General features: G+C 44.0%; 17 protein-coding genes and 1 tRNA gene. 8 read left to right on the forward strand and 10 right to left on the reverse strand.

Annotation, left to right across the window (positions count from 1 at the left end):
- Positions 1–53 precede the first annotated feature (53 nt).
- The 5 genes from ABD943_RS01560 to sdhC all read right to left on the reverse strand — a co-directional run bounded on the left by ABD943_RS01560 (position 54) and on the right by sdhC (position 6,567).
- The gene (locus ABD943_RS01560) at positions 54–2,873 is read right to left on the reverse strand and encodes a 2-oxoglutarate dehydrogenase E1 component (RefSeq protein WP_345291441.1); all 2,820 of its coding nucleotides are present in this window, start codon (positions 2,871–2,873) and stop codon (positions 54–56) included.
- A 466-nt stretch (positions 2,874–3,339) separates the two neighbouring features.
- Complete coding sequence (locus ABD943_RS01565) at positions 3,340–4,038, reverse strand: succinate dehydrogenase iron-sulfur subunit (protein ID WP_345291442.1); 699 nt, start codon at positions 4,036–4,038, stop codon at positions 3,340–3,342.
- 46 nt (positions 4,039–4,084) lie between these two features.
- A complete protein-coding gene (gene sdhA / locus ABD943_RS01570; protein ID WP_345291443.1) occupies positions 4,085–5,848 on the reverse strand; it encodes a succinate dehydrogenase flavoprotein subunit in 1,764 nt (587 codons plus the stop codon).
- A 3-nt stretch (positions 5,849–5,851) separates the two neighbouring features.
- Complete coding sequence (gene sdhD / locus ABD943_RS01575; RefSeq protein WP_345291444.1) at positions 5,852–6,199, reverse strand: succinate dehydrogenase, hydrophobic membrane anchor protein; 348 nt, start codon at positions 6,197–6,199, stop codon at positions 5,852–5,854.
- A complete protein-coding gene (sdhC, locus tag ABD943_RS01580; RefSeq protein WP_345291445.1) occupies positions 6,193–6,567 on the reverse strand; it encodes a succinate dehydrogenase, cytochrome b556 subunit in 375 nt (124 codons plus the stop codon). Before sdhC ends, sdhD begins: the two co-directional genes overlap by 7 nt.
- Positions 6,568–6,913: 346 nt before the next feature.
- Here sdhC and gltA point away from each other — a divergent pair, with 346 nt between their 5' ends.
- From gltA to ABD943_RS01600, 4 genes are all read left to right on the forward strand, one after another.
- Positions 6,914–8,209 carry a citrate synthase gene (gene gltA, locus ABD943_RS01585; RefSeq protein ID WP_345291446.1) on the forward strand — a complete coding sequence of 432 codons (1,296 nt, stop codon included), beginning with the start codon at positions 6,914–6,916 and terminating at the stop codon, positions 8,207–8,209.
- A gap of 258 nt (positions 8,210–8,467) precedes the next feature.
- The gene (locus ABD943_RS01590) at positions 8,468–9,553 is read left to right on the forward strand and encodes a tryptophan 2,3-dioxygenase family protein (RefSeq protein ID WP_345291447.1); all 1,086 of its coding nucleotides are present in this window, start codon (positions 8,468–8,470) and stop codon (positions 9,551–9,553) included.
- A gap of 312 nt (positions 9,554–9,865) precedes the next feature.
- Positions 9,866–12,274, forward strand: a complete 2,409-nt coding sequence (locus ABD943_RS01595) for a sugar-transfer associated ATP-grasp domain-containing protein (RefSeq protein ID WP_345291448.1) — start codon at positions 9,866–9,868, stop codon at positions 12,272–12,274.
- Positions 12,261–14,339, forward strand: a complete 2,079-nt coding sequence (locus ABD943_RS01600) for a tetratricopeptide repeat protein (RefSeq protein ID WP_345291449.1) — start codon at positions 12,261–12,263, stop codon at positions 14,337–14,339. Before ABD943_RS01595 ends, ABD943_RS01600 begins: the two co-directional genes overlap by 14 nt.
- A gap of 46 nt (positions 14,340–14,385) precedes the next feature.
- Here ABD943_RS01600 and ABD943_RS01605 read toward each other — a convergent pair whose 3' ends face one another.
- The gene (locus tag ABD943_RS01605; protein ID WP_345291450.1) at positions 14,386–14,895 is read right to left on the reverse strand and encodes a GAF domain-containing protein; all 510 of its coding nucleotides are present in this window, start codon (positions 14,893–14,895) and stop codon (positions 14,386–14,388) included.
- Between the two features lie 203 nt (positions 14,896–15,098).
- Between ABD943_RS01605 and ABD943_RS01610 the strand changes: the two genes are divergently transcribed.
- The 4 genes from ABD943_RS01610 (at position 15,099) to ABD943_RS01625 (ending at position 18,656) form a co-directional block, all read left to right on the forward strand.
- Positions 15,099–15,296 carry a DUF1289 domain-containing protein gene (locus ABD943_RS01610; RefSeq protein WP_223579611.1) on the forward strand — a complete coding sequence of 66 codons (198 nt, stop codon included), beginning with the start codon at positions 15,099–15,101 and terminating at the stop codon, positions 15,294–15,296.
- Between the two features lie 73 nt (positions 15,297–15,369).
- Entirely contained in the window at positions 15,370–16,767 is a 1,398-nt protein-coding gene (gene asnS / locus ABD943_RS01615) for an asparagine--tRNA ligase (RefSeq protein WP_345291451.1), read from the forward strand.
- Positions 16,768–17,230: 463 nt separating this feature from the next.
- Entirely contained in the window at positions 17,231–17,455 is a 225-nt protein-coding gene (locus ABD943_RS01620; protein ID WP_345291452.1) for a CBU_0585 family protein, read from the forward strand.
- 31 nt (positions 17,456–17,486) lie between these two features.
- Complete coding sequence (locus tag ABD943_RS01625; RefSeq protein ID WP_345291453.1) at positions 17,487–18,656, forward strand: hypothetical protein; 1,170 nt, start codon at positions 17,487–17,489, stop codon at positions 18,654–18,656.
- A gap of 389 nt (positions 18,657–19,045) precedes the next feature.
- On the opposite strand, the gene ABD943_RS01630 is transcribed toward ABD943_RS01625, so the two are convergent.
- The 4 genes from ABD943_RS01630 to ABD943_RS01645 all read right to left on the reverse strand — a co-directional run bounded on the left by ABD943_RS01630 (position 19,046) and on the right by ABD943_RS01645 (position 22,017).
- Positions 19,046–19,597 carry a nitroreductase family protein gene (locus tag ABD943_RS01630; protein WP_345291454.1) on the reverse strand — a complete coding sequence of 184 codons (552 nt, stop codon included), beginning with the start codon at positions 19,595–19,597 and terminating at the stop codon, positions 19,046–19,048.
- 216 nt (positions 19,598–19,813) lie between these two features.
- Complete coding sequence (locus tag ABD943_RS01635; RefSeq protein WP_345291455.1) at positions 19,814–20,164, reverse strand: DUF2200 domain-containing protein; 351 nt, start codon at positions 20,162–20,164, stop codon at positions 19,814–19,816.
- A gap of 246 nt (positions 20,165–20,410) precedes the next feature.
- Positions 20,411–20,794 (reverse strand): hypothetical protein, encoded by a 384-nt coding sequence (locus tag ABD943_RS01640; RefSeq protein ID WP_345291456.1) that lies wholly within the window; start codon positions 20,792–20,794, stop codon positions 20,411–20,413.
- A 1,147-nt stretch (positions 20,795–21,941) separates the two neighbouring features.
- Positions 21,942–22,017: transfer RNA gene (locus ABD943_RS01645), tRNA-Glu, on the reverse strand.
- Positions 22,018–22,049: the final 32 nt, after the last annotated feature.

The raw sequence follows: 22,049 nt of genomic DNA on the forward strand, positions 1-22,049 counted from the left end.
ACCTTTTTTACCTTAATTTAATTTTAAATACTGTTTCTCAATGCCTTCAATCTTTAATCCAGACCTAAGGCATCGTTTACTAATCTTGCTTGCTGCTCGTTATGAATGCTGGCATAACCGACTGCTGGTGCAGCTGAGGCAGCTCGGCCTGCAAAAACAACCGGCTCTTTATTGGGTACAGCGTCATCTAAGTTATGGCGACTACAGTACCAAGCGCCCTGATTCTGAGGCTCTTCTTGACACCATACAAATGTATTCGCATTTTTGTATGAGTTCAAAATCTTCTTCACTTCGTCATGCGGGAACGGATACAGCTGTTCGATACGAATAATCGCTACATGCTCTAACTTCTCTTCACGACGCTTCTTCAACAGGTCATAATAGACCTTACCAGAGCACATGACTACCCGCGCCACTTTCTTTTTAACGATTTTATCGATTTCATCAATCGCATTTTGGAACTGACCATTGGTCAGCTCTTCGATGCTCGAAACCGCGTCACGATGACGTAATAAGCTCTTCGGTGTCATCACAATCAATGGCTTACGCATATCACGCACCATTTGACGACGAATCATGTGGAAGGCTTGGGCTGGAGTTGATGGCACAACAACCTGCATATTTTGTTCAGCCGACAGCTGCAAGAAGCGCTCTAAACGCGCCGAACTGTGCTCTGGCCCTTGACCTTCGTAACCATGCGGTAAGAATAAAGTTAAGCCTGATAAACGGCCCCACTTTTGCTCGCCCGAGCTAATAAACTGGTCAATCACGACCTGGGCTCCGTTGGCAAAATCACCAAACTGCGCCTCCCAAATCACCATGGAATTCGGTTCATTGGTTGAATAACCGTACTCAAAGGCCATGACCGCTTCTTCTGAAAGCACTGAGTCAATCACAGTAAAACGCGGCTGATCGTCTTTGATGTTTTGGAGAGGGATATACACTTCGGCGTCATCTTGATCGTGCAATACCGCATGACGGTGGAAGAAGGTTCCGCGGCCGCTGTCTTGGCCACAAATACGAACTTCAAAGCCTTCATCAAGCAAAGTTGCGTACGCTAAAGTTTCAGCAAAACCCCAATCCATTTTGGAATCACCTTTCGCCATCTCTTTACGAGACGCCATGATTTTCTTAACTTGGCGTTGTAGCGGCAGGTCTTCCGGGTAGTCGCAGATGCGTTCGGCTAACTTGTTAAACTTCGCCTTTTTGATTGAGGTATCCGCTGGAGACTGCCAAGACTGACCTTCAAAGGTTGACCAATCTACGCTGTATTCGTTTTTATGGGTCGGAATACGATTAAGCACCACCGAGTCACCTTTATCTAAAAGGTCACGATAATCATCAACAAACGTCTTCGCTTCATCTTGAGAGATAGTCTTTGCTTCGATCAACTTGTCTTCATAAATCTTGCGAGGCGTTGGGTGCTTTTTAATTTTTTGATACATCATTGGCTGAGTTGCGTTTGGCTCATCAGCCTCATTATGGCCGTGACGGCGGTAACAGACTAAATCAATCACCACGTCTTTCTTAAACTTGTTACGGAATTCCAGTGCTAAGCGAGTGACGTATAAAACGGCCTCAGGATCATCACCATTGACGTGGAATACTGGCGCTTCAACCATCTTAGCAACGTCCGTACAGTAAGCTGTAGAACGAGTATCAGCCAGTTTTGACGTTGTGAAGCCAACTTGGTTATTAATAACCACATGCACTGAGCCACCGATATAGAAACCACGGGCTTGAGACATGTTGAAGAGCTCCATGACAACGCCTTGGCCGGTCACTGCTGAGTCACCATGTATCAGAACCGGAACCACCTGTTCACAGTTCGTGTCGTTACGACGCTCTTGACGCGCACGCACCGAACCAATGACAACTGGGCTCACGATTTCAAGGTGTGATGGGTTAAACGCTAGCGCTAAGTGGACAGGGCCACCGTCAGTTTCAACATCACTGGAGTAACCCATATGATACTTAACATCGCCAGAGTTACCTTCTTCAACCACGGCATTTTTACCAGCAAATTCATCAAATAAAACTTCTGGTTTTTTGCCCATCACGTTAACCAGCATATTCAAACGCCCACGGTGGGCCATGCCGATAACGATCTCTTTAGTGCCTTTAGCACCAGCTTGGTTGATGAAGTCCCGCATCATCGGAATAAGGCTGTCGCCCCCTTCCAGTGAGAAACGCTTTGCGCCTGGGAACTTAGAACCTAAATACTTTTCTAGACCTTCTGCAGCGGTTAAACCTTCAAGTGTCTTTTTCTTAGTTTCATCGCGAAAATCATGGGATGACGATGCTGATTCTAGCTTTTCTTGAATCCAACGGCGTTCTTCCAGATCATTGATATGAAGGAACTCAGCGCCAATGGAGTTGCAATAAGTTGACTTTAGACGCTCTACAATCTCTTTAAGCGACTGTTGTTCTGGGCCCGCGAGATTGCCAACATGGAATTTTTTATTTGGATCTACATCACCCAAATCATAAGCTTCAAGACTTAAGTCGGTTGGATAAGGATGCTTCCATAACCCTAAAGGATCGATATTGGCATGGTGGTGACCGCGTGCGCGGTAAGACTCAATAAGATGAAGGACTTTGACTTGCTTAGGATCAGCAGTTGCACTACCGCCACCTTGGCTGAATGCTAATTTTTGACGGTTTATACCAATCTGACGAAAATGCTCGCGAATGTCGCTATGCGCAACTTCTTGTTTATCGCTAACCTTTTCATATTCATCAAATTTTGCACGCCATTCGGCATCGACTGACTGAGGATCTTCAAGATACTGTTCGTAAAGTTCTTCTAAATAGGCCGCGCTACCTCCCGAAAGGTAGGCACTGTCAAACATTGCCTCTAAGCCGTTTTTCATTGTAATTTAACACCACTTCTCGGTATTTGTTTCGCTATGATAACCAAAAATCGCAACTCTTAACACAGTAAGACCCTTTTAATTTACAAAGGGTTACCCTGGGGTCTGTTGCATTCTTAAAAGGCTTTCCTGCAGAGACTATTTTTTTTTAACTGACAAGGCAAAGGGAGTTATTAATAGTCATCTATTAAAACGACCGATAACACTGTCAGATGAAAAAGTAGCCCTGCCCGCTGGGTTGACACAAAATCTCGTCACTCTTTGTTATAGCTCGCTTATTTGGAACACCAAATTTACACTCGCTAATGCCTCGATTGACAAGATTTTGTGAACAACAGGAATGTCTTTTAAGAATACAACAGACCCCAAGTTGCGATTCATGCGTTGTTTATTTTGTTATAAATAAAGCAACCTTATCAACGTTTTGATTAATCACTATCAGATACTACTAATTCAGTACCGTGGATTATACACCACTTTTCAGTAGCATAGAACGGATATGACCAATCGCTTTTGTTGGGTTCAGTCCTTTTGGACAAACGTCAACACAGTTCATGATGCCACGACAACGGAATACGCTGTAAGCGTCATCTAAATCGTTCAAGCGCTCTTCAGTATGAGTATCACGGCTATCCGTCAAGAAACGATACGCCTGTAATAGACCCGCTGGGCCAACGAACTTATCTGGATTCCACCAGAACGATGGGCAAGACGTTGAACAACAAGCGCAAAGGATGCACTCATACAAGCCATCAAGCTTTTCACGGTCTTCAGGAGACTGTAAGCGCTCTTTAGCTGGCGTTTCTGTATCGGCAATCAAGTATGGCTTAATTTTCTCATACTGCTTATAGAACTGAGCCATATCGACCACTAGATCACGAATCACAGGTAAGCCAGGTAGTGGGCGAATAACTACCGGCGATTTCAAGCTTGAAATCGAGGTAATACACGCCAAGCCATTCTTACCATTGATGCTCATACCATCTGAACCACAAACACCCTCACGGCACGAACGACGGAATGATAAGGTTGGATCTTGCTCTTTAAGATCAACCAACACATCCAATAGCATTTTGTCCGAACCTTCAGGAATGTCGAGATCGAACTCCTGCATGTAAGGCTTTTTATCGGTTTCAGGGTTGTAGCGATAAATTTTAAACTTCATATTTTTTAACTCCGCAGTCTCTTCGTTACGGACTCTTCGTTAGCAATTAGTAAGTACGCGCTTTCGGTGGGAAAGCATCAACTTTTTCAGGGTGCATATTAACGTCACGAGTACCCATTTCTTCAGTTGCTGGGTAGTACACTGAGTGAACCAGCCAGTTTTCATCATCACGATCTGGGAAATCTTCGCGGCTGTGAGCACCACGACTTTCGGTACGGTATTCTGCTGCCATCGCTGTTGCGTAAGCAACTTCCATCAAGTTCTCAAGTTCAAGACACTCAACACGCTCCGTATTAAAGCCTTGTGACTTATCTTTTAATACAGCATTTTTCAGGCGCTCACGAAGTTTCTTAACTTTCTCAAGACCTTCTTTCATCAAGTCACCAGTACGGAATACACCGAAGTGATTTTGCATCGTTTGCTGTAGTTCTTTACGCAATTGCGCTACATCTTCACCCTCATTCGACTCTTCCCAACGGTTATAACGAGCCATTGAGCGCTCTGCGTCAGATTCATTAAAGTCTGAGAAAGGTAAGCCTTCACGTAAAGACTCTTCAAGGTGTAAGCCTGCAGCACGGCCAAATACCACCAAATCAAGCAGTGAATTACCACCCAAGCGGTTTGCACCGTGTACAGATACACAAGCAACCTCGCCCACCGCGTAGAAACCTTTAACCACTTTCTCTTCGCCGTTTGGATTACGGTCAATCACTTGGCCGAATTTGTTCGTAGGAATACCGCCCATCATGTAGTGACAGGTTGGAACCACTGGAATCGGATCTTTCGCAGGATCAACGTGTGCGAAAATTTTCGCTAGCTCGCTAATACCCGGCAAACGCTTGCCTAAAACTTCTTCACCCAAGTGATCCAGTTTCAAGAATACGTGATCGCCCTCTTCGCCAGCACCACGGCCAGCTAGAATTTCTTTCATCATTGAGCGGGCAACAACGTCACGCGACGCCAAATCTTTCGCGTTTGGTGCATAACGCTCCATAAAACGCTCGCCATCTTTATTGATCAGATAGCCACCTTCACCACGACAACCTTCTGTCACCAATACACCGGCGCCAGCAATACCCGTTGGGTGGAACTGCCACATTTCGATGTCTTGTACTGGAAGTTTTGCACGAAGCGCCATACCAACACCGTCACCAGTATTGATTAAAGCGTTCGTTGTCGAGGCATAAATACGCCCTGAGCCGCCCGTCGCGAATACGGTTGCACGTGATTTAAACAAGGCAACTTCCCCTGTTTCAATCGACATAGCAGTAACACCACACACATCACCCTCTTCATTACGAACGATGTCCATCGCGTACCATTCGTTGAAGAATTGCGTTTGTGCCGCTAAGTTTGCTTGGTAAAGCGTGTGCAATAAGGCGTGGCCGGTACGGTCAGCCGCTGCCGCAGTACGCGCAGCCTGCTCGCCACCGAACTCTTTCGATTGACCACCGAAAGGACGTTGGTAAATTTTACCATTATCCAAACGTGAGAACGGCAAGCCCATGTGCTCCAGCTCATAAACCGCTGCTGGACCATTTTCACACATGTACTCAATCGCATCTTGGTCACCAATATAGTCCGACCCTTTAACGGTATCAAACATATGCCAGCGCCAGTCGTCTGGATGTGAGTTACCCAACGCAACAGTAATACCGCCTTGCGCCGATACCGTGTGCGAACGGGTTGGGAATACTTTTGAAATCAATGCTACTTTCTGGCCGCTTTTAGCAAGTTGTAGCGAGGCACGCATACCAGCGCCACCGCCCCCTACAATTACGGCATCAAAAGTGTACGTAGGTATAGACATGCTTTATAAGCTCCACAATATCTGGATGCCCCACACAATCAGTGAAAGACAAATCACAATAACAATCGCTTGGAAGGCGATACGAATGCCCACTTTAGGCATATAATCGGTCGATACGATCCACAAACCGATCCAAGCGTGAATAACCACTGACAGTAACGTTAAGAACGAAAACACTTTCATAAAAGTGCTGGCGAACAAACCCTGCCAAGCGGTGAACGTAATTTCTGGTGTTGTTGCAAAGAAATAGCCTAGGTAAAGAACGTAGGCCAACATGATTACCGCAGAAAGGCGTTGCAACACCCAATCGTGTAAGCCTGAACGGCCTAAACTAGTGACGGTAGTTACCATACCCAAACTCCTAATAATACTGCTGCAATTGCTGAAAGGACTAAAACACTCCAAGCGCCTCGACGGCCTCCTTTAAGCGTCTCACCAATCCCCAAATCCATCAACAAGTGGCGTACACCTGCGATAACGTGGAAGGCAACTGACGTTAAGATTGCCCAAAGGATGAATTGCCAGAGGAATGATTCAGTGAACATCGCCTGAAGCTCAGCATAACCAGCGCTATCAAACGACTTCTGCAGCATCCATAAAAGGATAGGTACAGCGATGAATAGAACAACACCTGTAATACGATGCAAGATTGATGATATTGCAGGCACAGGAAACCTTACCGTTGTAAGGTCTAAGTTTTTAGGTCTCTTTTTAATCACAAGTATCTTACAAAATTATTGCCTTGGTCGAAGAAGGCATGAGTTTATGCTTTCGCCAGGATATCTACAACTGCTTTAATGTATGTTCGACCCAGAAAAACGGCTTACCTGACGAACTCCCCAGTGATACATATTTCAGACCGAAATTATATAAGTGCTTATCACTGATTACAATTATTTCCCCCCGCTAATTTCATATCATTGGTAAAACTGATGGATTAATAGTAATCGTCATAAAATTAATTTATGAAATTCATTCAAAATTTTGTAGAATGTGTGGCCTTCTTACTCTTAAACACAGCTTTTAGATTAAAAAGTAAGCAATTTATTGTCCCGAGGAGACTATATGTCGGATAAAACAGCTAAACTTAGCCTACCAAATGGCGAAGAACTCACCCTAGACGTGTTAACACCAAGTCTAGGTAAAGACGTCGTTGCCGTTGGTGCATTAGGGAAAGCGGGTTATTTCACTTACGACCCGGGCTATGTATCTACTGGTGCCTGTGAATCAAAGATCACATACATTGATGGCGCCAAAGGACAGCTACTTTATCGCGGTTATCCGATCGAACAGTTAGCGGATAACTCAAATTTTGAAGAAGTTGCCTATTTATTACTTAATGGCGAACTACCAAGCAAAGAACAGTACGACGAATTTGTCGCAAAAATTAATAACCACACCATGGTTCATGAACAAATGATGAGCTTCTTTAACGGCTTCCGTCGTGATGCTCACCCAATGGCTATCATGGTATCGGTGGTTGGTGCTCTTTCAGCCTTCTATCACGACTCACTGGATATTAATAACCCACAACACCGTGATATCAGTGCATTACGTCTAATCTCTAAAGTGCCGACGATTGCTGCAATGTGCTACCGCTACTCAGTAGGCCACCCGTTCGTTTATCCAAATAACGATATGAGCCTCGCTGAAAACTTCTTGAACATGATGTTCAGCATGCCTTCTGAAGATAACTGGAAGCCAGATCCTGTACTGGTTAAAGCGATGGATCGTATTTTTGTACTGCACGCTGACCACGAGCAAAATGCCTCTACGTCAACAGTACGTCTAGCCGGTTCATCAGGCGCTAACCCATTCGCGGCTATCGCGTCAGGTATCGCGTGCCTATGGGGCCCTGCTCACGGCGGTGCTAACGAAGCATGTTTGAACATGCTGCGTGAAATTGGCGATGTAAAGAATATTCCTGAGTACGTTAAGCGCGCTAAAGACAAAAACGACCCGTTCCGTCTAATGGGCTTCGGTCACCGCGTTTATAAGAACTTCGACCCACGCGCGAAAGTGATGCGTGAAAGTGCTCACGAAGTTCTTGAGCTATTGGGTAAACACGACGATCCAACATTTAAGGTTGCTCTTGAGCTTGAGAAAATCGCGCTTGAAGATCCGTACTTCGTCGAGAAGAAGCTATACCCTAACGTTGACTTCTACTCAGGCGTTATCTTAGACGCCATTGGCATCCCAACGAATATGTTTACGGTAATCTTCGCATTATCACGTACCGTCGGCTGGGTCTCTCAATGGAACGAAATGATGGGCGAATCAAGCCGTAAAATCGGTCGTCCTCGTCAGTTGTACACGGGTGAAAAAGCACGTGATTATGTCGACATTAGTTCACGAAAATAACCGACAGCACATTAACTAAAAATAGTTAAAATCTTTGCTGACATTATTTTTTTGAAATGTCTATAATCGGAAAGGAGTGGTCATGAGGCCACTCCTTTTTTTCATGGCGCTAATCGTTAACGATACATCGTCGGCCCTAGAAATTTTGACTCGTTATTTAGCAAACTAAACGCCTCCTAAAAATTTCTGCCCTTCTCGTCTCGTTTTAGCTTAGCTCCCTGAATAATGCTTTATAAATAAATTATATGCTGGTGGATTATGCAGAAGAACGTTAAACCTTGTTACTACGCCGATTATTTACAACTGGATAAATTACTCGACGCACAACATCCAGAAAGTACAAAGTATGGCGCAGAAGCTCACGATGAGACTTTATTCATTATTGTGCACCAAGCCTATGAACTCTGGTTCAAACAGATTTTGCATGAAATTCACGCAATTTTGCCAGTGTTATCAAAAGATCCTGTCGAGGAAGATAAATTAAGCACCGTTAATCTGCGTATCGAGCGCATTCATCGCATCCAAGAAGTCCTAGTCGATCAAATCGATATTTTAGAGACCATGACTCCACTGGACTTTTTGGACTTCCGTGACTACCTTATCCCTGCGTCTGGATTCCAGAGTATTCAATTTAAAGAAATCGAAATTCTATTGGGCTTGAAGTCTGAGTTCCGTATTAATTTCGACAAAAAATCATTCTATAACCGCCTTAATGAAAAAGACCGCAATTACTTAATGAATCTGGAAGAGCAGCCAAGTTTGTTTGATGCGGTAGAGCATTGGCTTGAACGTATGCCGTTTTTAGAGTTTGGTGACTTTAAGTTCTGGCAGAGATATAAAGATGCGGTCGAAGACATGCTGCAACACGACGAGCAAGTGATTAAAGACGCTGACTACTTAACTGACGCAGAAAAGACTTTCCAGTTGAATGATCTATCGAACACTCACGCGAACTTTGATGCGCTTTTTGATAAAGACAAGTATGAAGAACTTAAGCAACAGGGCCGCTTCCGCTTAAGCCAAGAGGCAACCCTAAGCGCCCTCTTTATCAACCTCTACCGCGAACAGCCAATGCTCAACTCGCCATTCCGGTTGCTACAGGGCCTAATAGACATTGATGAAAAGTTTACGACTTGGCGCTACCGTCATACCACGATGGTCCATCGCATGTTAGGAACGAAAATTGGTACCGGTGGTTCTTCAGGTCACGACTACTTGAAGCAAACGACTCAGAACAACCGATTCTTTAGAGATCTGTTTAACCTGACAACGTTCCTTATCCCACGCTCATCACTTCCAGAGCTTCCGCCTGAAGTCGTAAAAGCAGTTAACTTCACATTATAGTCCCATTCTCATTGCCTGAACCAAGCCCATCATCGCCTTGGTTTAGGCAATGGTACAACCTCATAAATTCTAGTAGCTAGACATTTCACTTAGAGTAGAATAATCTCACTCATAGCATCTTTTGAGCTCGTTTTAGCGTTTCTTTGGGGAAGTTTTAACTTTTTTTACGCTTTATAACTTGTGAGCTTTTTCACAACGATAATGCAATAATGCTATACAATTGCCACACCTTGTGGAGAAGTCTGAATACCGATAACACCTTATTCATAGACTTTAAGCTCGTTTAGACCTAGGACTAACACTAACTTTCATATGTTAAAAAAACTAAATCGACCTTCCGTTTGGTTTACCCTGCTGGGTTTAGCCTTACTGGGCTTACACTTTTGGCTGCAACCAACACACGTCAAGCAACTTGGTGCAGAGCTGCTCCACCGTTACTCATTAACCATGTCGTTCGATGCTGCTAACGAAGATATTGTTAACAGAACCTACTTACCGCTGACCAATGATCGACAAGAAGTCATCAACGAGTCATTGCAGTCGGGAACGCTTGAGTTTACCAATGACGAATCCCTGGTCGGTCGCCAAGGTATTTGGACTGGATTTTCAACCACGCCTATTCGGTACAACGCGATCATTTCTTCGCGTGAGCAAAAGTACGATATCGACCCTGAGTTGGATATTCCGACAGATTACCCCCCACACTTAAAACGCTGGCTTGAAGCTACCGATGTGATTCAAGTTAACGACCCTAGAATTCTTGAGCTTTGGATGAATATTCAGCCCAAAGAACGGAAGTTATTGGCGACCTTACGAGCCATTCACGACTATACCTATAAAGAAATTGAAGGCGCTCCGTTTAAAGGCACTACCGACGCCATCACTACCATGGTGCTAAAACGCGCCAGCTGTAACGGCAAGAGCCGATTATTCGTCGCCTTAGCCCGTCTTAATGGTATTCCGACTCGGTTGGTCGGCGGTGTGATTCTTGAAACATCGAAAAAGAAAACTTCACACCAGTGGGTAGAGGCTTATGTTCAGGGACACTGGGTTCCTTTTGATCCCCTAAACGACTATTTCGCACACATTCCACATCACTACCTTGAGCTTTATATCGACGATCAGGCGCTATTTAGTCACACCCGTAATATCAACTTTGACTATATTTTTGATATTAAGCGTGAACATATTGCAGCCCCACTCCTTCGCTTCGATAACGATGAAGGAGCATTTTTCAATGCAGCATCACTACTTGCAAAATTAGGCATTGAGAACAAAACGGCCGGTATTTTCTTACTGTTCCCGTTTGTGGCCTTGTTAATTTCATTTGCAAGAAACGTGCTTGGGATAAAAACCTTTGGTATTTTCATGCCAATGCTGGTTTCCGCAGCCTGCGTTTACACCGGCTTCTGGATGGGCTTGATTGGCTTTATTGGCGTACTCCTCACAGCTTGGCTGGGACAGTTGTATTTTGATAAACATAAACTGCTGAAAATCCCTAGGCTGGCCGCCATCATTACTCTGAATACCATCTTGTTCATTGGTATTTTCATGGCGCTCGGTGAACAGACGCCGCTGCAAATGGGCATGATGACCCTATTCCCCGTAGTCATTATCTCATTCATCGCTGAACGTTTAAGCAATATGTCGCAGGACAATAATTGGTATGAGCTGTTTATTACCAGTATGGGCAGTATTGCCATGATTGCGGTGTGTTACCTCGCGTTCTCCTCGATCACGCTTCAAAGTTTCTTCGCGCTATTCCCTGAAACCCTATTGTTGGTAATGGCTGCACAAATCTTTATTGGCCAATGGACTGGGCTGCGTATTTCAGAGCACTTACGGTTTAAAGGCATTAACAAGCAGAAAAATACGCTTGGCATCAATCAACGCAATCGTGAGTATGTTTACCGCCTTAATGAGCGCAAGTTATTGCAGTTAGCGATTGATAAAATTGAAACCAAGAAAGTACTGTTGCAACAAGGCGTTCCCGTTCCGCAAACGCTCGACATGTGCGACAGTTTTAGGAATTTGGATGAGTTTGTTGAGCACCTGAGAGACTTCAACAGCTTTGTGGTCAAACCGAATCGCGGCTCTCAGGGCAACGGTATCTTGGTTATCGTTAAGAATGATGATGGTACTTTCGTTACCACCTCTGGCAAGCGTTTAAGCCTACTCGATATTCGTTACCATGTTTCAGAAATTATCACCGGTAATTTCGCACAGGACGGCCAGCCAGATACCGCCTACATTGAGCCACTACTCGTGGAGCATCATGGAATTGCAAAAATTGCCAACCTAGGCTTGAGCGATATTCGCGTGATTCTCTGCAATCAAAAAATTATCAGCTGCATGCTACGCGTACCGACAAAACTATCCGATGGTAAAGCGAACCTTCATCAAGGTGCGATCGGGCTGAGTGTCGATACGGAAACCGGTATCACCACGAAATGCAGCTTTAAAGGCAAGGAGCTCAAAGCTCACCCTGATACTGGCTTTGATATTATCGGTATCCAGGTGCCATTCTGGAATAAAATCAAACAGATAGCTGAGAATTCTCAAAAAGCAATTCCTCTTGGCTACATTGGTGTGGATATTTGTATTGATGAAAAGCTTGGGCCAATGGTGCTCGAAGTGAATGGGCGTCCGGGCCTAGAAATACAAAACGTTCAAAACAAAGGTTTTTCTGGAGAAATGGAGACAGCACGTGACAACACCTAATTATAACAAGGGGCTTTCAGCACCAGCGTTATGTGCTATCGTCCTGCTACTGACAATCGGCTTATTAATTATTGAGACGAACGAACGTGACGTCATCAACGACGGTACTTTGATTCAAATTGATGTCGATGACAGCACTAGCGAAAGCGTTGACTCTGGCAGTGATGATGAGGGTTTTGATATTCCCGCTCCCAATCCCGCAGATGACAGCGAGCACAGTGAAATTACCGAAAAAGCCGTCAAAGATACGGTATTAGCCCTATCAGACATCGACTTCTCGAAAAAAGTCTTGTGGAGAATCCACCGTATTGATCCACTAAAAGGTTTCAGCGAAAACGATAAAAATAAAGTATTGTTCAAAGCCGCGCTACAGTTCTTCTCAAACGGTGACTATAAAAAATCTCACACCTTGATTGGTAAGCTTCCGCCCTCCATGCGTCACAAAGAGCGCCCTGGCTTTTATTATGCGCTAGCATTAACTAAAGATGGAAAAACCGAGCGCGCCATCCGCGCTTACCAAGGTCAGCTCGAACGTTTTCCACATCACCAAGCGAGCGCCATCAATTATGGATTGCTGTTGAATGAAGCTAAAGAGTATGAGAAAGCGATCAAAGCCTTTAAATATGCGGTCAATACAACCAGCGGTCGCCGCAAGGCAAAATCCTATCGTAACCTTGGCACGGCTTATTACGAGCTTGGCCAATATGAAGAAGCCGCTAAACGCTTCACTAAGTCTATCGAGTACCAGCCGAACAACAGCACAACCTGGCTGAACTTGGCTGAGGCCCAACAAGAGCTGCCAAAATACTCACAAGCTGAAGTTTTGGAAACCTACCACAAGTCTGTGTCGCTCGCGCCAAACCGTTACAAGCCAGCGCTAAAACGTGCTAACTACTTATTTTCGCAGTTGATGTTCGCCAAAGCCGAAGAAGGCTATAAAGAGGCCCGCAAACGCTCCAGCGATATTGTTGAAACCGCATTAATGCAAAGTATTAACTATCTCGCAGCGGGTAATCTTGAGCGTGCCGATAAAGTCGCTAGTGGTATCAAACAAGCGAATAATGATGAAAAGCAGCTCATTGCATTAATCAAAGCACTGAGCGATGAAGATTACGATGAGGCCGAAGAGCTGGTCGAAGATATCGAGAAAGTAAAACGTTTCGATAACGCGGAGCTTTATCAGTACTTGCGACTAAAGCTTGCAGTGACCCAAAAAAATAAACAGTACCTCAATAAGCTGGACAAAGACATTTTCCAACATCCTGTCGTAGGTTGGCCGAGCCAGTTGGAGTACGCGCGCGGACTACTGATGATAGAGGAGCATAAAAAAGCACAGACGATCGCAGAAGCCATTGCATCGAAGTTACCAAACAGTGCCGAAGCGCATCTCATCAATGGGCAGCTACAACTGCATAACGGTGAAGAAATTGCTGGCTTCAATAGCCTTAAGCACGCTTTTAATATTTACCCTGAAAGTCGCCGCGTCGCCTTTATCTATGCTGTTGAAAATTATAAATTTGAGCGTTTCAAAGAGGCGATTTCCATCATCAATAAACTTTTGGGAAACCATCCGAAAGACATTGAAGCGATTGAGTTAAAAGCTCAAGCTCACCACGCCATTGGGCAGAACGATCTGGCTCGAGCAGCCTACACTGAAGCCTTTGAGCTTGATGAAAAAAACCTTCACTCAGCTTTCGCTCTCGCTAAGCTTGAGTCAGATTTAGGCAATAAACAGCAGAGCCTAGTCATACTCAAAGACTTACTGGACAGAGACAGTTCTTACATTGATGCACGCGAGCTTCGCGCTAAAATCCTGTGTGATTCGCGTCAATATGACGAGTGCATCAGCGAAGCCGATAAACTTCTCGGACTTGATAAAGATAATGAGCTAGCGAAGCAATTGGTAGAGTCTCATGGTGATAAAGTTACACCAGAAGCAGAGCCTGAAGACGAGTCAGAAAGCGAAAAAGAAGAAAACTCGGATGCAGACTCTTCTAAGCCGGATTCAGACGAAAAACCCAAAGAAGACGATCCAAAAAAGGACGACGATAAAAAAGACGACTGAGGTCGTCTTTTTTGTATGAGTTAAGTCAGGTTAAAACGCCAAAGCCTCAAACATCACTTTGCTCAAGAAAAACCTGGGCTAAGCGCTCAAACCCAGCTGCATCATCATTATCAAAGCGATCAACCATGGGGCTGTCGATATCCAAAACGCCTTTTACAGCACCATTAACGATCAACGGCACCACCACCTCACTTTGGGATACAGCATCACAGGCAATATGCCCTTCAAACTCATGCACATTCTTAACCAGTTGAGTTTCACGAGTGGTTGCAGCCGCGCCACAAACGCCTCGGCCAAAAGGAATGTGCACGCAAGCAACCTTTCCCTGATACGGACCTAAAATCAAATGCTCAGCCTTATCAGGATTTGTGACATAAAAGCCGGCCCAATTTAAGTCTGGGATCATTTGAAAAATAAAAGCAGAGGTTTGCGCCATATTGGTCATGGCGTTGGTATCCTGCCCCAACAAAGCTTCCAACTGGAGCGCTAATTGGCGGTAATACTCAGGCTTATCGTTGCGATAATCTTCGATTTGGCTACTATCTAACTCAAACATGGGCTTTTAGCCGTTTAAACATATAATTTGCGCACGATAGCCCACTCTTTGACAGATGACAAGGTTATTTTATCAAGCTCCTTATTACTTTAAGGAATAACTAGATATGGTGTTAATTTGCCTCTTTTACCACTAGCCATACGCAATTTCTCGCGGTAACATAAGTGCTGTATTGAGTCTTTCAAAGAGTTTTAGGAGTAACAGTGTCAATTACCACCAAAGGCAAACGTAGCCCAACCGCCTCCCCCTGTATCGGAACTTGCAGTACCGTTCTTGGCGATGAAGTCTGTCGTGGCTGTGGCAGAACCTTTGATGAAGTCTTAAATTGGCATAACTTCACCGATAATGAAAAAAAAGCGGTCAATTTTCGCCTAAAAATGGAAGGCAAATTAAAGTTCTAATACAATACCCCTTCTTTTTTAAACGTATAACACGAAACAATTACCTTAATAAGCCGAAACGGAGCTTAACACTATGTTAGTAACTATTGTCGATGCCCTTGCGGGGAAACCAGGCATTGGTGAAGAAGTCACCGTCCAAGGGTGGGTTCGCACTCGTCGCGACTCAAAAGCTGGGTTGTCATTCATCAACGTGCATGATGGCAGCTGTTTTAATCCTATCCAAGCCGTAGTCGACAATACTATTGAGAATTACACTTCTGAAGTGATCAAGCTGACCGCCGGCTGTGCCGTAAAAGTCACTGGCACATTGGTTGAGTCGCAAGGCAAAGGCCAATCCTTTGAAATTCAGGCGTCAGGCGTCGAGGTTCTAGGCTGGGTTGAAGATCCAGACACTTATCCAATGCAGCCAAAGCGTCACAGCATGGAGTTCTTGCGTGATAACGCTCACCTACGCCCTCGCACTAATATTTCTGGTGCGGTGGCGCGTGTGCGAAACACCATCGCTCAGGCAATCCACCGCTTCTTCCATAAAAACGGCTTTAACTGGATTCATACACCAATCATTACCGCCTCTGACGCCGAAGGCGCTGGCGAAATGTTCCGTGTTAGCACGCTGGATCAAATGAACCTACCGAAAGATGACAAAGGCAATATTGATTACAGCAAAGATTTCTTTGGCTCAGAGTCGTTCCTAACGGTATCTGGCCAGCTAAACGTGGAAGCTTACTGCATGGCCATGTCTAAAGTTTATACCTTTGGCCCAACGTTCCGCGCTGAAAACTCCAATACCAGCCGTCACTTGGCTGAGTTCTGGATGGTTGAGCCTGAAATTGCGTTTGCAGACTTGAACGATAACGCTGACTTAGCAGAAGACATGATGCGCTATGTCTTCGAAGCCGTATTGAACGAGCGTGAAGACGATATGGAATTCTTCCAGCAGCGCGTCGACAGCGAGTGCATCAACCGCTTACGCAACGTCATCGACAACAAGTTCGAACGCATGGACTATACAGACGTCATCGATATCCTGAAAAAGTCAGACAAAAAGTTCGAATACCCAGTTGAATGGGGCATCGACTTACAGTCTGAACACGAGCGCTTTATCGCCGAAGAACACGTGGGCCGCCCTACGGTAGTCATGAACTACCCGAAAGACATTAAGGCCTTCTACATGCGCTTAAATGACGACGAGAAAACCGTTGCCGCGATGGACGTTCTAGCGCCAGGCATTGGTGAAATCATCGGTGGTGCGCAACGTGAAGAACGCTTAGATATGCTGGATAAGCGTATTGCTGAAATGGGCTTACCGGCTGAGCATTACTGGTGGTACCGCGACCTGCGTCGTTATGGCACAGTGCCTCACGCAGGCTTCGGCTTAGGCTTCGACCGCTGCGTATCGTACGTCACAGGCGTCGCCAATATTCGAGACGTGATTCCATTCCCACGTGTACCGAATAACGTGAGGTTCTAGCTTTACTGTTATCTTTGCATAAACGCCAAGGACGGCGGGAATGCAGAAAATCCAATAGCACCTCTCTTATCTGAAGAAGCATTCCCGTTCAAAATTTAGTAACCCACTACCTTTAGAGCACTAACCCTATTAGCTCGCACCTTTTTACCCCTTTAAAAGTTAGCCTCAAGTGTCCATATTACCGGGCAAATTGGGCATGGATAGCCCAATTTAGTCAAAACGAAACAGGGATGTTTCGTTTGACGGCTCGATCAGTAATATGGACATTTGAGGGATGTCCAACGGACCTAACTTTGGGGGCGAGTTTTTTGGTTCGTTTTTTACTCGTTTAAAAAATGAACATTAGAGTTTCTTTATAATGAAAGTTGAGATGGAAATAATAATTGACATTAAACATTCAACTTTTGCAGCCTTTTTTATATGCTGATATAGTCAACGAAGTCATACACGGTAAGGATCAGGCATGAGTCAGCAAAACAACGACAAGACTAGCGACAATGACAAGCAAAAAGTCACTAAGTCTGGCTATAAAAGCGAGATTACTCAGTTTCTCGAAGAGCTAGATGAAACCATCAAGCCAGACTCCCCTGCCCGCCAAGCTGAACGACAAAAATACGAAGAGATTAACGCCAAGCGCGATAATCCGGACTACGAAGAAAAACAATCGAAATTATGGAAAGGCTTTTAATTTCGTTGAAAGTTTTTAATGGGACTTGGACATGCGCACATTATTTCTGACGCTAACACTGCTGTTGGCAACGTCACCATCGCTTGCTGACATTGGCGATAACGAGCTCACGGTTGAAGAGCAACGTTTAACCGAAGCTAAAAAGCAACTTCCCGAAATTGTAAACCGTTATGACGAAACGATAGAAGCTTTTAAGCGCGAACTTCAAGCCAGCCCAAGCTTTGATAAGACGCTCGCCATGACGACCCAATACGCGGAAGCGCTGTGGCAAATAGCAGTAAAAGACTTACAGACGACAGACTCAACATTTGACGACCGTCCTCTCTACTGGGCTCGCCTAAAAATGACCAAAGCCCTGCGCACGGAAGATCTTGTTAAGCCACTCAAAAAATCAAAAATTGATGAACTGGAAGCCATTATTGATCAAGTTTCCAGAGGCTACAGCACCTTAAGCTTTAATCAAGAATCCGATATCAAAATATTGATTACTGGCTTTGATCCTTTCCTACTCGACAGGAATATTAAGCAAAGCAATCCCTCAGGAGTCGCCGCATTACGCTTAGATAACACCATCATCGAAAAGTATGGTAAAACGATAGAGATCCAAGCGGCCATGTTCCCTGTGCGCTACCAAGATTTTGATGAAGGCATTGTCGAGAAAGTCGTTAAGCCATTCCTAAAAGATAACTCTATCGATATGTTAGCGACCATCAGTATGGGCCGTGAACATTTCGATTTAGAACACTTCCCAGGGCGCCGTCGCTCGTCTTCAGCACCTGATAACAACAATATCTATTCAGGTGGTTCAGCAGCTAAACCCGTTATTGGAAAGCTTGGTGAGAAACACCTCGAAGGCCCAGAATTTGTCCAGTTTTCACTGCCCTACGAGGCCATGATGAAAACCAAAGGCAAATATAAAATTAACGATAATCGAGAGGTCACAACGATTGAAAAAACCTTTAAGCCAAATAGCTTAGAAGAATTAAAAGGCGCAGTAGCCGTCGAAGGTGGTGGTGGCGGCTACCTCTCCAATGAAATCTCCTATCGCACGGTCAACCTAGGCAATAAACTAGATACAAAAGTCCCCACAGGGCATATCCACACACCACGAATTAAAGAATTCGATAAAGACGTAATTAAAGCAATTGTAGAACAAATTAAAGGAATGCTGGTTAATGGAGTTATCGAAGTTAAGCGGTAAAGCACTCACCTTTGCGAAGGTACTTTACGCAATAATTGCTATCTGCATATTTGGCCCAATTGCCTTATATTGGTGCCTTGGCGTTATTTTTACACCTCTTTTCATATATGGATTGTTTTCAGAATCAAGTTTGGAACCTTTGATACCTATTAGTCTTGTTACATTTGGCGGTTTTTCTTTGATTTGCTTCGCTATTCTTAATCACCAAATATTGAATAATAAGATAAGGCTCTACGAGATTAAAACAATACATATTGCTGCAACGATAATAGGATGTCTTATGTGTATTATCGCAGCCTATTTTGTGAAGACCATTGTTTTAACGCCGATTGCTTTAGTCATAACTCTGTACTATTTTGGTTATACAAATAATCGAATAGATATGGGCGCTAGCCCCACCTCACAAAATCATCCACCTCAGGAACAGACTTAGGCTTAAGCTCTTTAGACGGCGTGCCTAAGTAGATAAAACCGACAATGGTATCTTCAAAGTCTAATCCTAGTGGCTGCTTCATGTGGTCATTAAAGGCCAAACTTCCTGTACGCCAGTAAGCGCCATAGCCTAAGTCGTAAGCCCCAAGAATCAAATTCTGCACCCCTGCCCCCGCTGACAAGATTTCCTCAACATGCGGCACCTTAGGGTTATTCTTCGCTTTAGCCACCGCTACAACGACCATAGGCGCGCGGTGAGGCTTGTTTTTAATCTTCTCCTGCTTAGTCACATCAAGATCAGGATCATCTTTCAGAGAAGCTTGAAGCAAATAGTCACCAAAACGACTCAAAGCCTCCTCACCCTCAAAAACAATGTACTCCCAAGGCTTCTGCCCTTTATGATCAGGCGCACGTAAAGCCGCCCTGAACATCAGCTCTAAATGCTCTTTAGAAGGCGCAGGCGCTTCCAAGCGACCACACGACACACGATTAATAATAGACTCGATCATTGTGAATGATTCTCAATTAGAATTTATGAATGAATAATACAATATGTCGTTGGGATTGGCTAATGAAGAGTTGGTTACCGTAGCCTCGATTAGCGGAAGCGTACCAATGGCACTTCCTTTGGTCGTAATCGAGAGAAGTGGTAATCTGTAAGCTGAAAACCTCGAAATCACTTACGTTCTTTCGAGGCTACGGTTGCTCTGACTTACTACACCAGTTCATGACCGCAAAATCTTTTCCATAGATTTGCCCTTGGCAAGCTCATCAATCAACTTGTCGAGATATCGAATCTTGCGCATCAGCGGATCTTCAATCTCTTCAACACGAACGCCACATACAACACCCTTGATGAGAGATACGTTGGGGTTAAGCGTCGGTGCCTCGGCAAAGAATGTGGCTAAGTCACTCTCGGCGCCAATCTGATTAGCTAGATCATCAGAGCTATAACCGGTAAGCCAACAAATGATTTGTATGACCTCCTCTTCAGTTCTGTTTTTCTTCTCAGCCTTTTGGACATAGAGAGGATATATTTTTGAGAATGCCATAGAGAAGATTTTGTGATCAGACATTTTTTAATCTCCTAAGTGTATGTAAATGTAGCCTCAAGTGTCGGCGTAATCGAGAGAATGGTAAACTATCAACATAAAACCTCGAAATCGTTTACGCTTTTTCGAGGCTAGGCTTAATCAAAATAATATACTCTGACCCCATTAACTCGACTCGATCATTGTGAATGATTCTCAATTAGAATTTATGAGTGAATGATACAATATGTGGTTAGGATTGGCTAATGAAGAGTTGGTTAAGGTAATGGATTATAGAGGTACTGTATTTAATGATGGGAATATCTGAGAAAACCCAGTTTCATTATCTCCAACAGTGAGTACGATAATACTGTTTAGGGATGTAACATAGCCAACTTGTTCCCTGCCTACTCCATTAATGACAACGGTAATAGAGCCTTCACCTGTATCAGTCTGCTTAAAACGATATGTACCACCTGACTTAAGATCGAAGCTTTCATACTCACCAGACGGGAATTTAAGAACAACATCAAAGTTTTGACTCGCTGTACTTACAATATGAAAATGCCCTTCCATCATAAATTGCTTGTCGATCTCTCCACGAAGTAGCCATGCACAAAGACAGCCCACAATAAAACTGATAAAAATAGATAGCAGTACTTTAGATTTTTTCATACTTTATATGCAATCAACGTAAACTCAGTTAGGCAAAATGAATGTGGCCTCGATTAGCATTAGCGTAATCGAGGGAGTTGGCAGCCTGCCAACTGAAAACCTAGCAGCCGTTTCACTTCTTCGAGGCTACGCTTGCTTGGGACAATATTACTGTACCAATTAACCATCTAATAAACATAATCCAGTCCTTTTAATTACCATTTTAAGATGTTGGTTATATTGCTCATGAAACCTACCATGTATTTGGAACATCTTAATTTCGGCACCTGAGTTTAAGACCAAATAAGATGTCAGACTGTAGTTAACAGTGATATGTTCTCTTTGCCTATAATGCCCATCATAGTACTGATGATTTATAACTGACTTTAAACCTACAGCTTCCGAGCTTTTTAGATAGGTTGTCTTTAATAATATCAACCGTCTTACAATTATTATGCTTTCGGACTTCAGATCGAAGAAAATGGTCTTATAGTTAAAGCAAAAAAAGACTGTTAAAACTATAAATAAAACTGGATAAAAAGCTACCCCAGCATTCTTTCTATCAAATACAGGAAACCAAAACTGCCATAAGATGTAAGCTAACCATACTAAAGAAAGAGTCAGCAATAAAAAACCTATAAACCTGCCTTTGGAACTAGGCTTATTACTTATCGTTACCACATTATTTTCAGTAGTAAAATTATAGGACATAATTTTTAAGCATCATACCGGAATTAAAGGTTGGAACCATAGCGAAAGCTTAATCAATGAAAGTGATAAATTATTAACAATAACCCTCTGCGCTTGCTCTAATAAATAATAGCAAGATCAGTTGGTTGTGGGAAGTGATCTGGTTTTATATAGAAATAAAGTGTTGTCATCCTGACGAAAGTCAGGATCTAGTGACTTTGTTATGAGGAAAGCAGTCTCGGAAATAACCAAGTTGTCGTAGGGGCGCAGAGTTTTTCTTTCGTAGGGGAGGCAGAATTTTGCTCCCTTCGGGGAGTACTCAGCACATCCTGTGCTTCGCCCTTCGGGCCAGCGTCGCCCTGCTCCGCTGTTAAAATTTGTTCCCGACAAATTTTTCGAACCCCTACAGGGGATCTCCACCCCCATACAGAATACGCAGACATAAAAAAACCCAGCTAAAAAGCTGGGTTTATTTATGTGGTATCCCGTAGGGGAGTCGAACCCCTGTTACCGCCGTGAAAGGGCGGTGTCCTAGGCCTCTAGACGAACGGGACACAAAACTTGTTGTTTGAAGCGGTTGTTACTG

The sequence above is a fragment of the Kangiella marina genome, assembly GCF_039541235.1.
GTDB classification, from domain to species: Bacteria; Pseudomonadota; Gammaproteobacteria; order Enterobacterales; family Kangiellaceae; genus Kangiella; species Kangiella marina.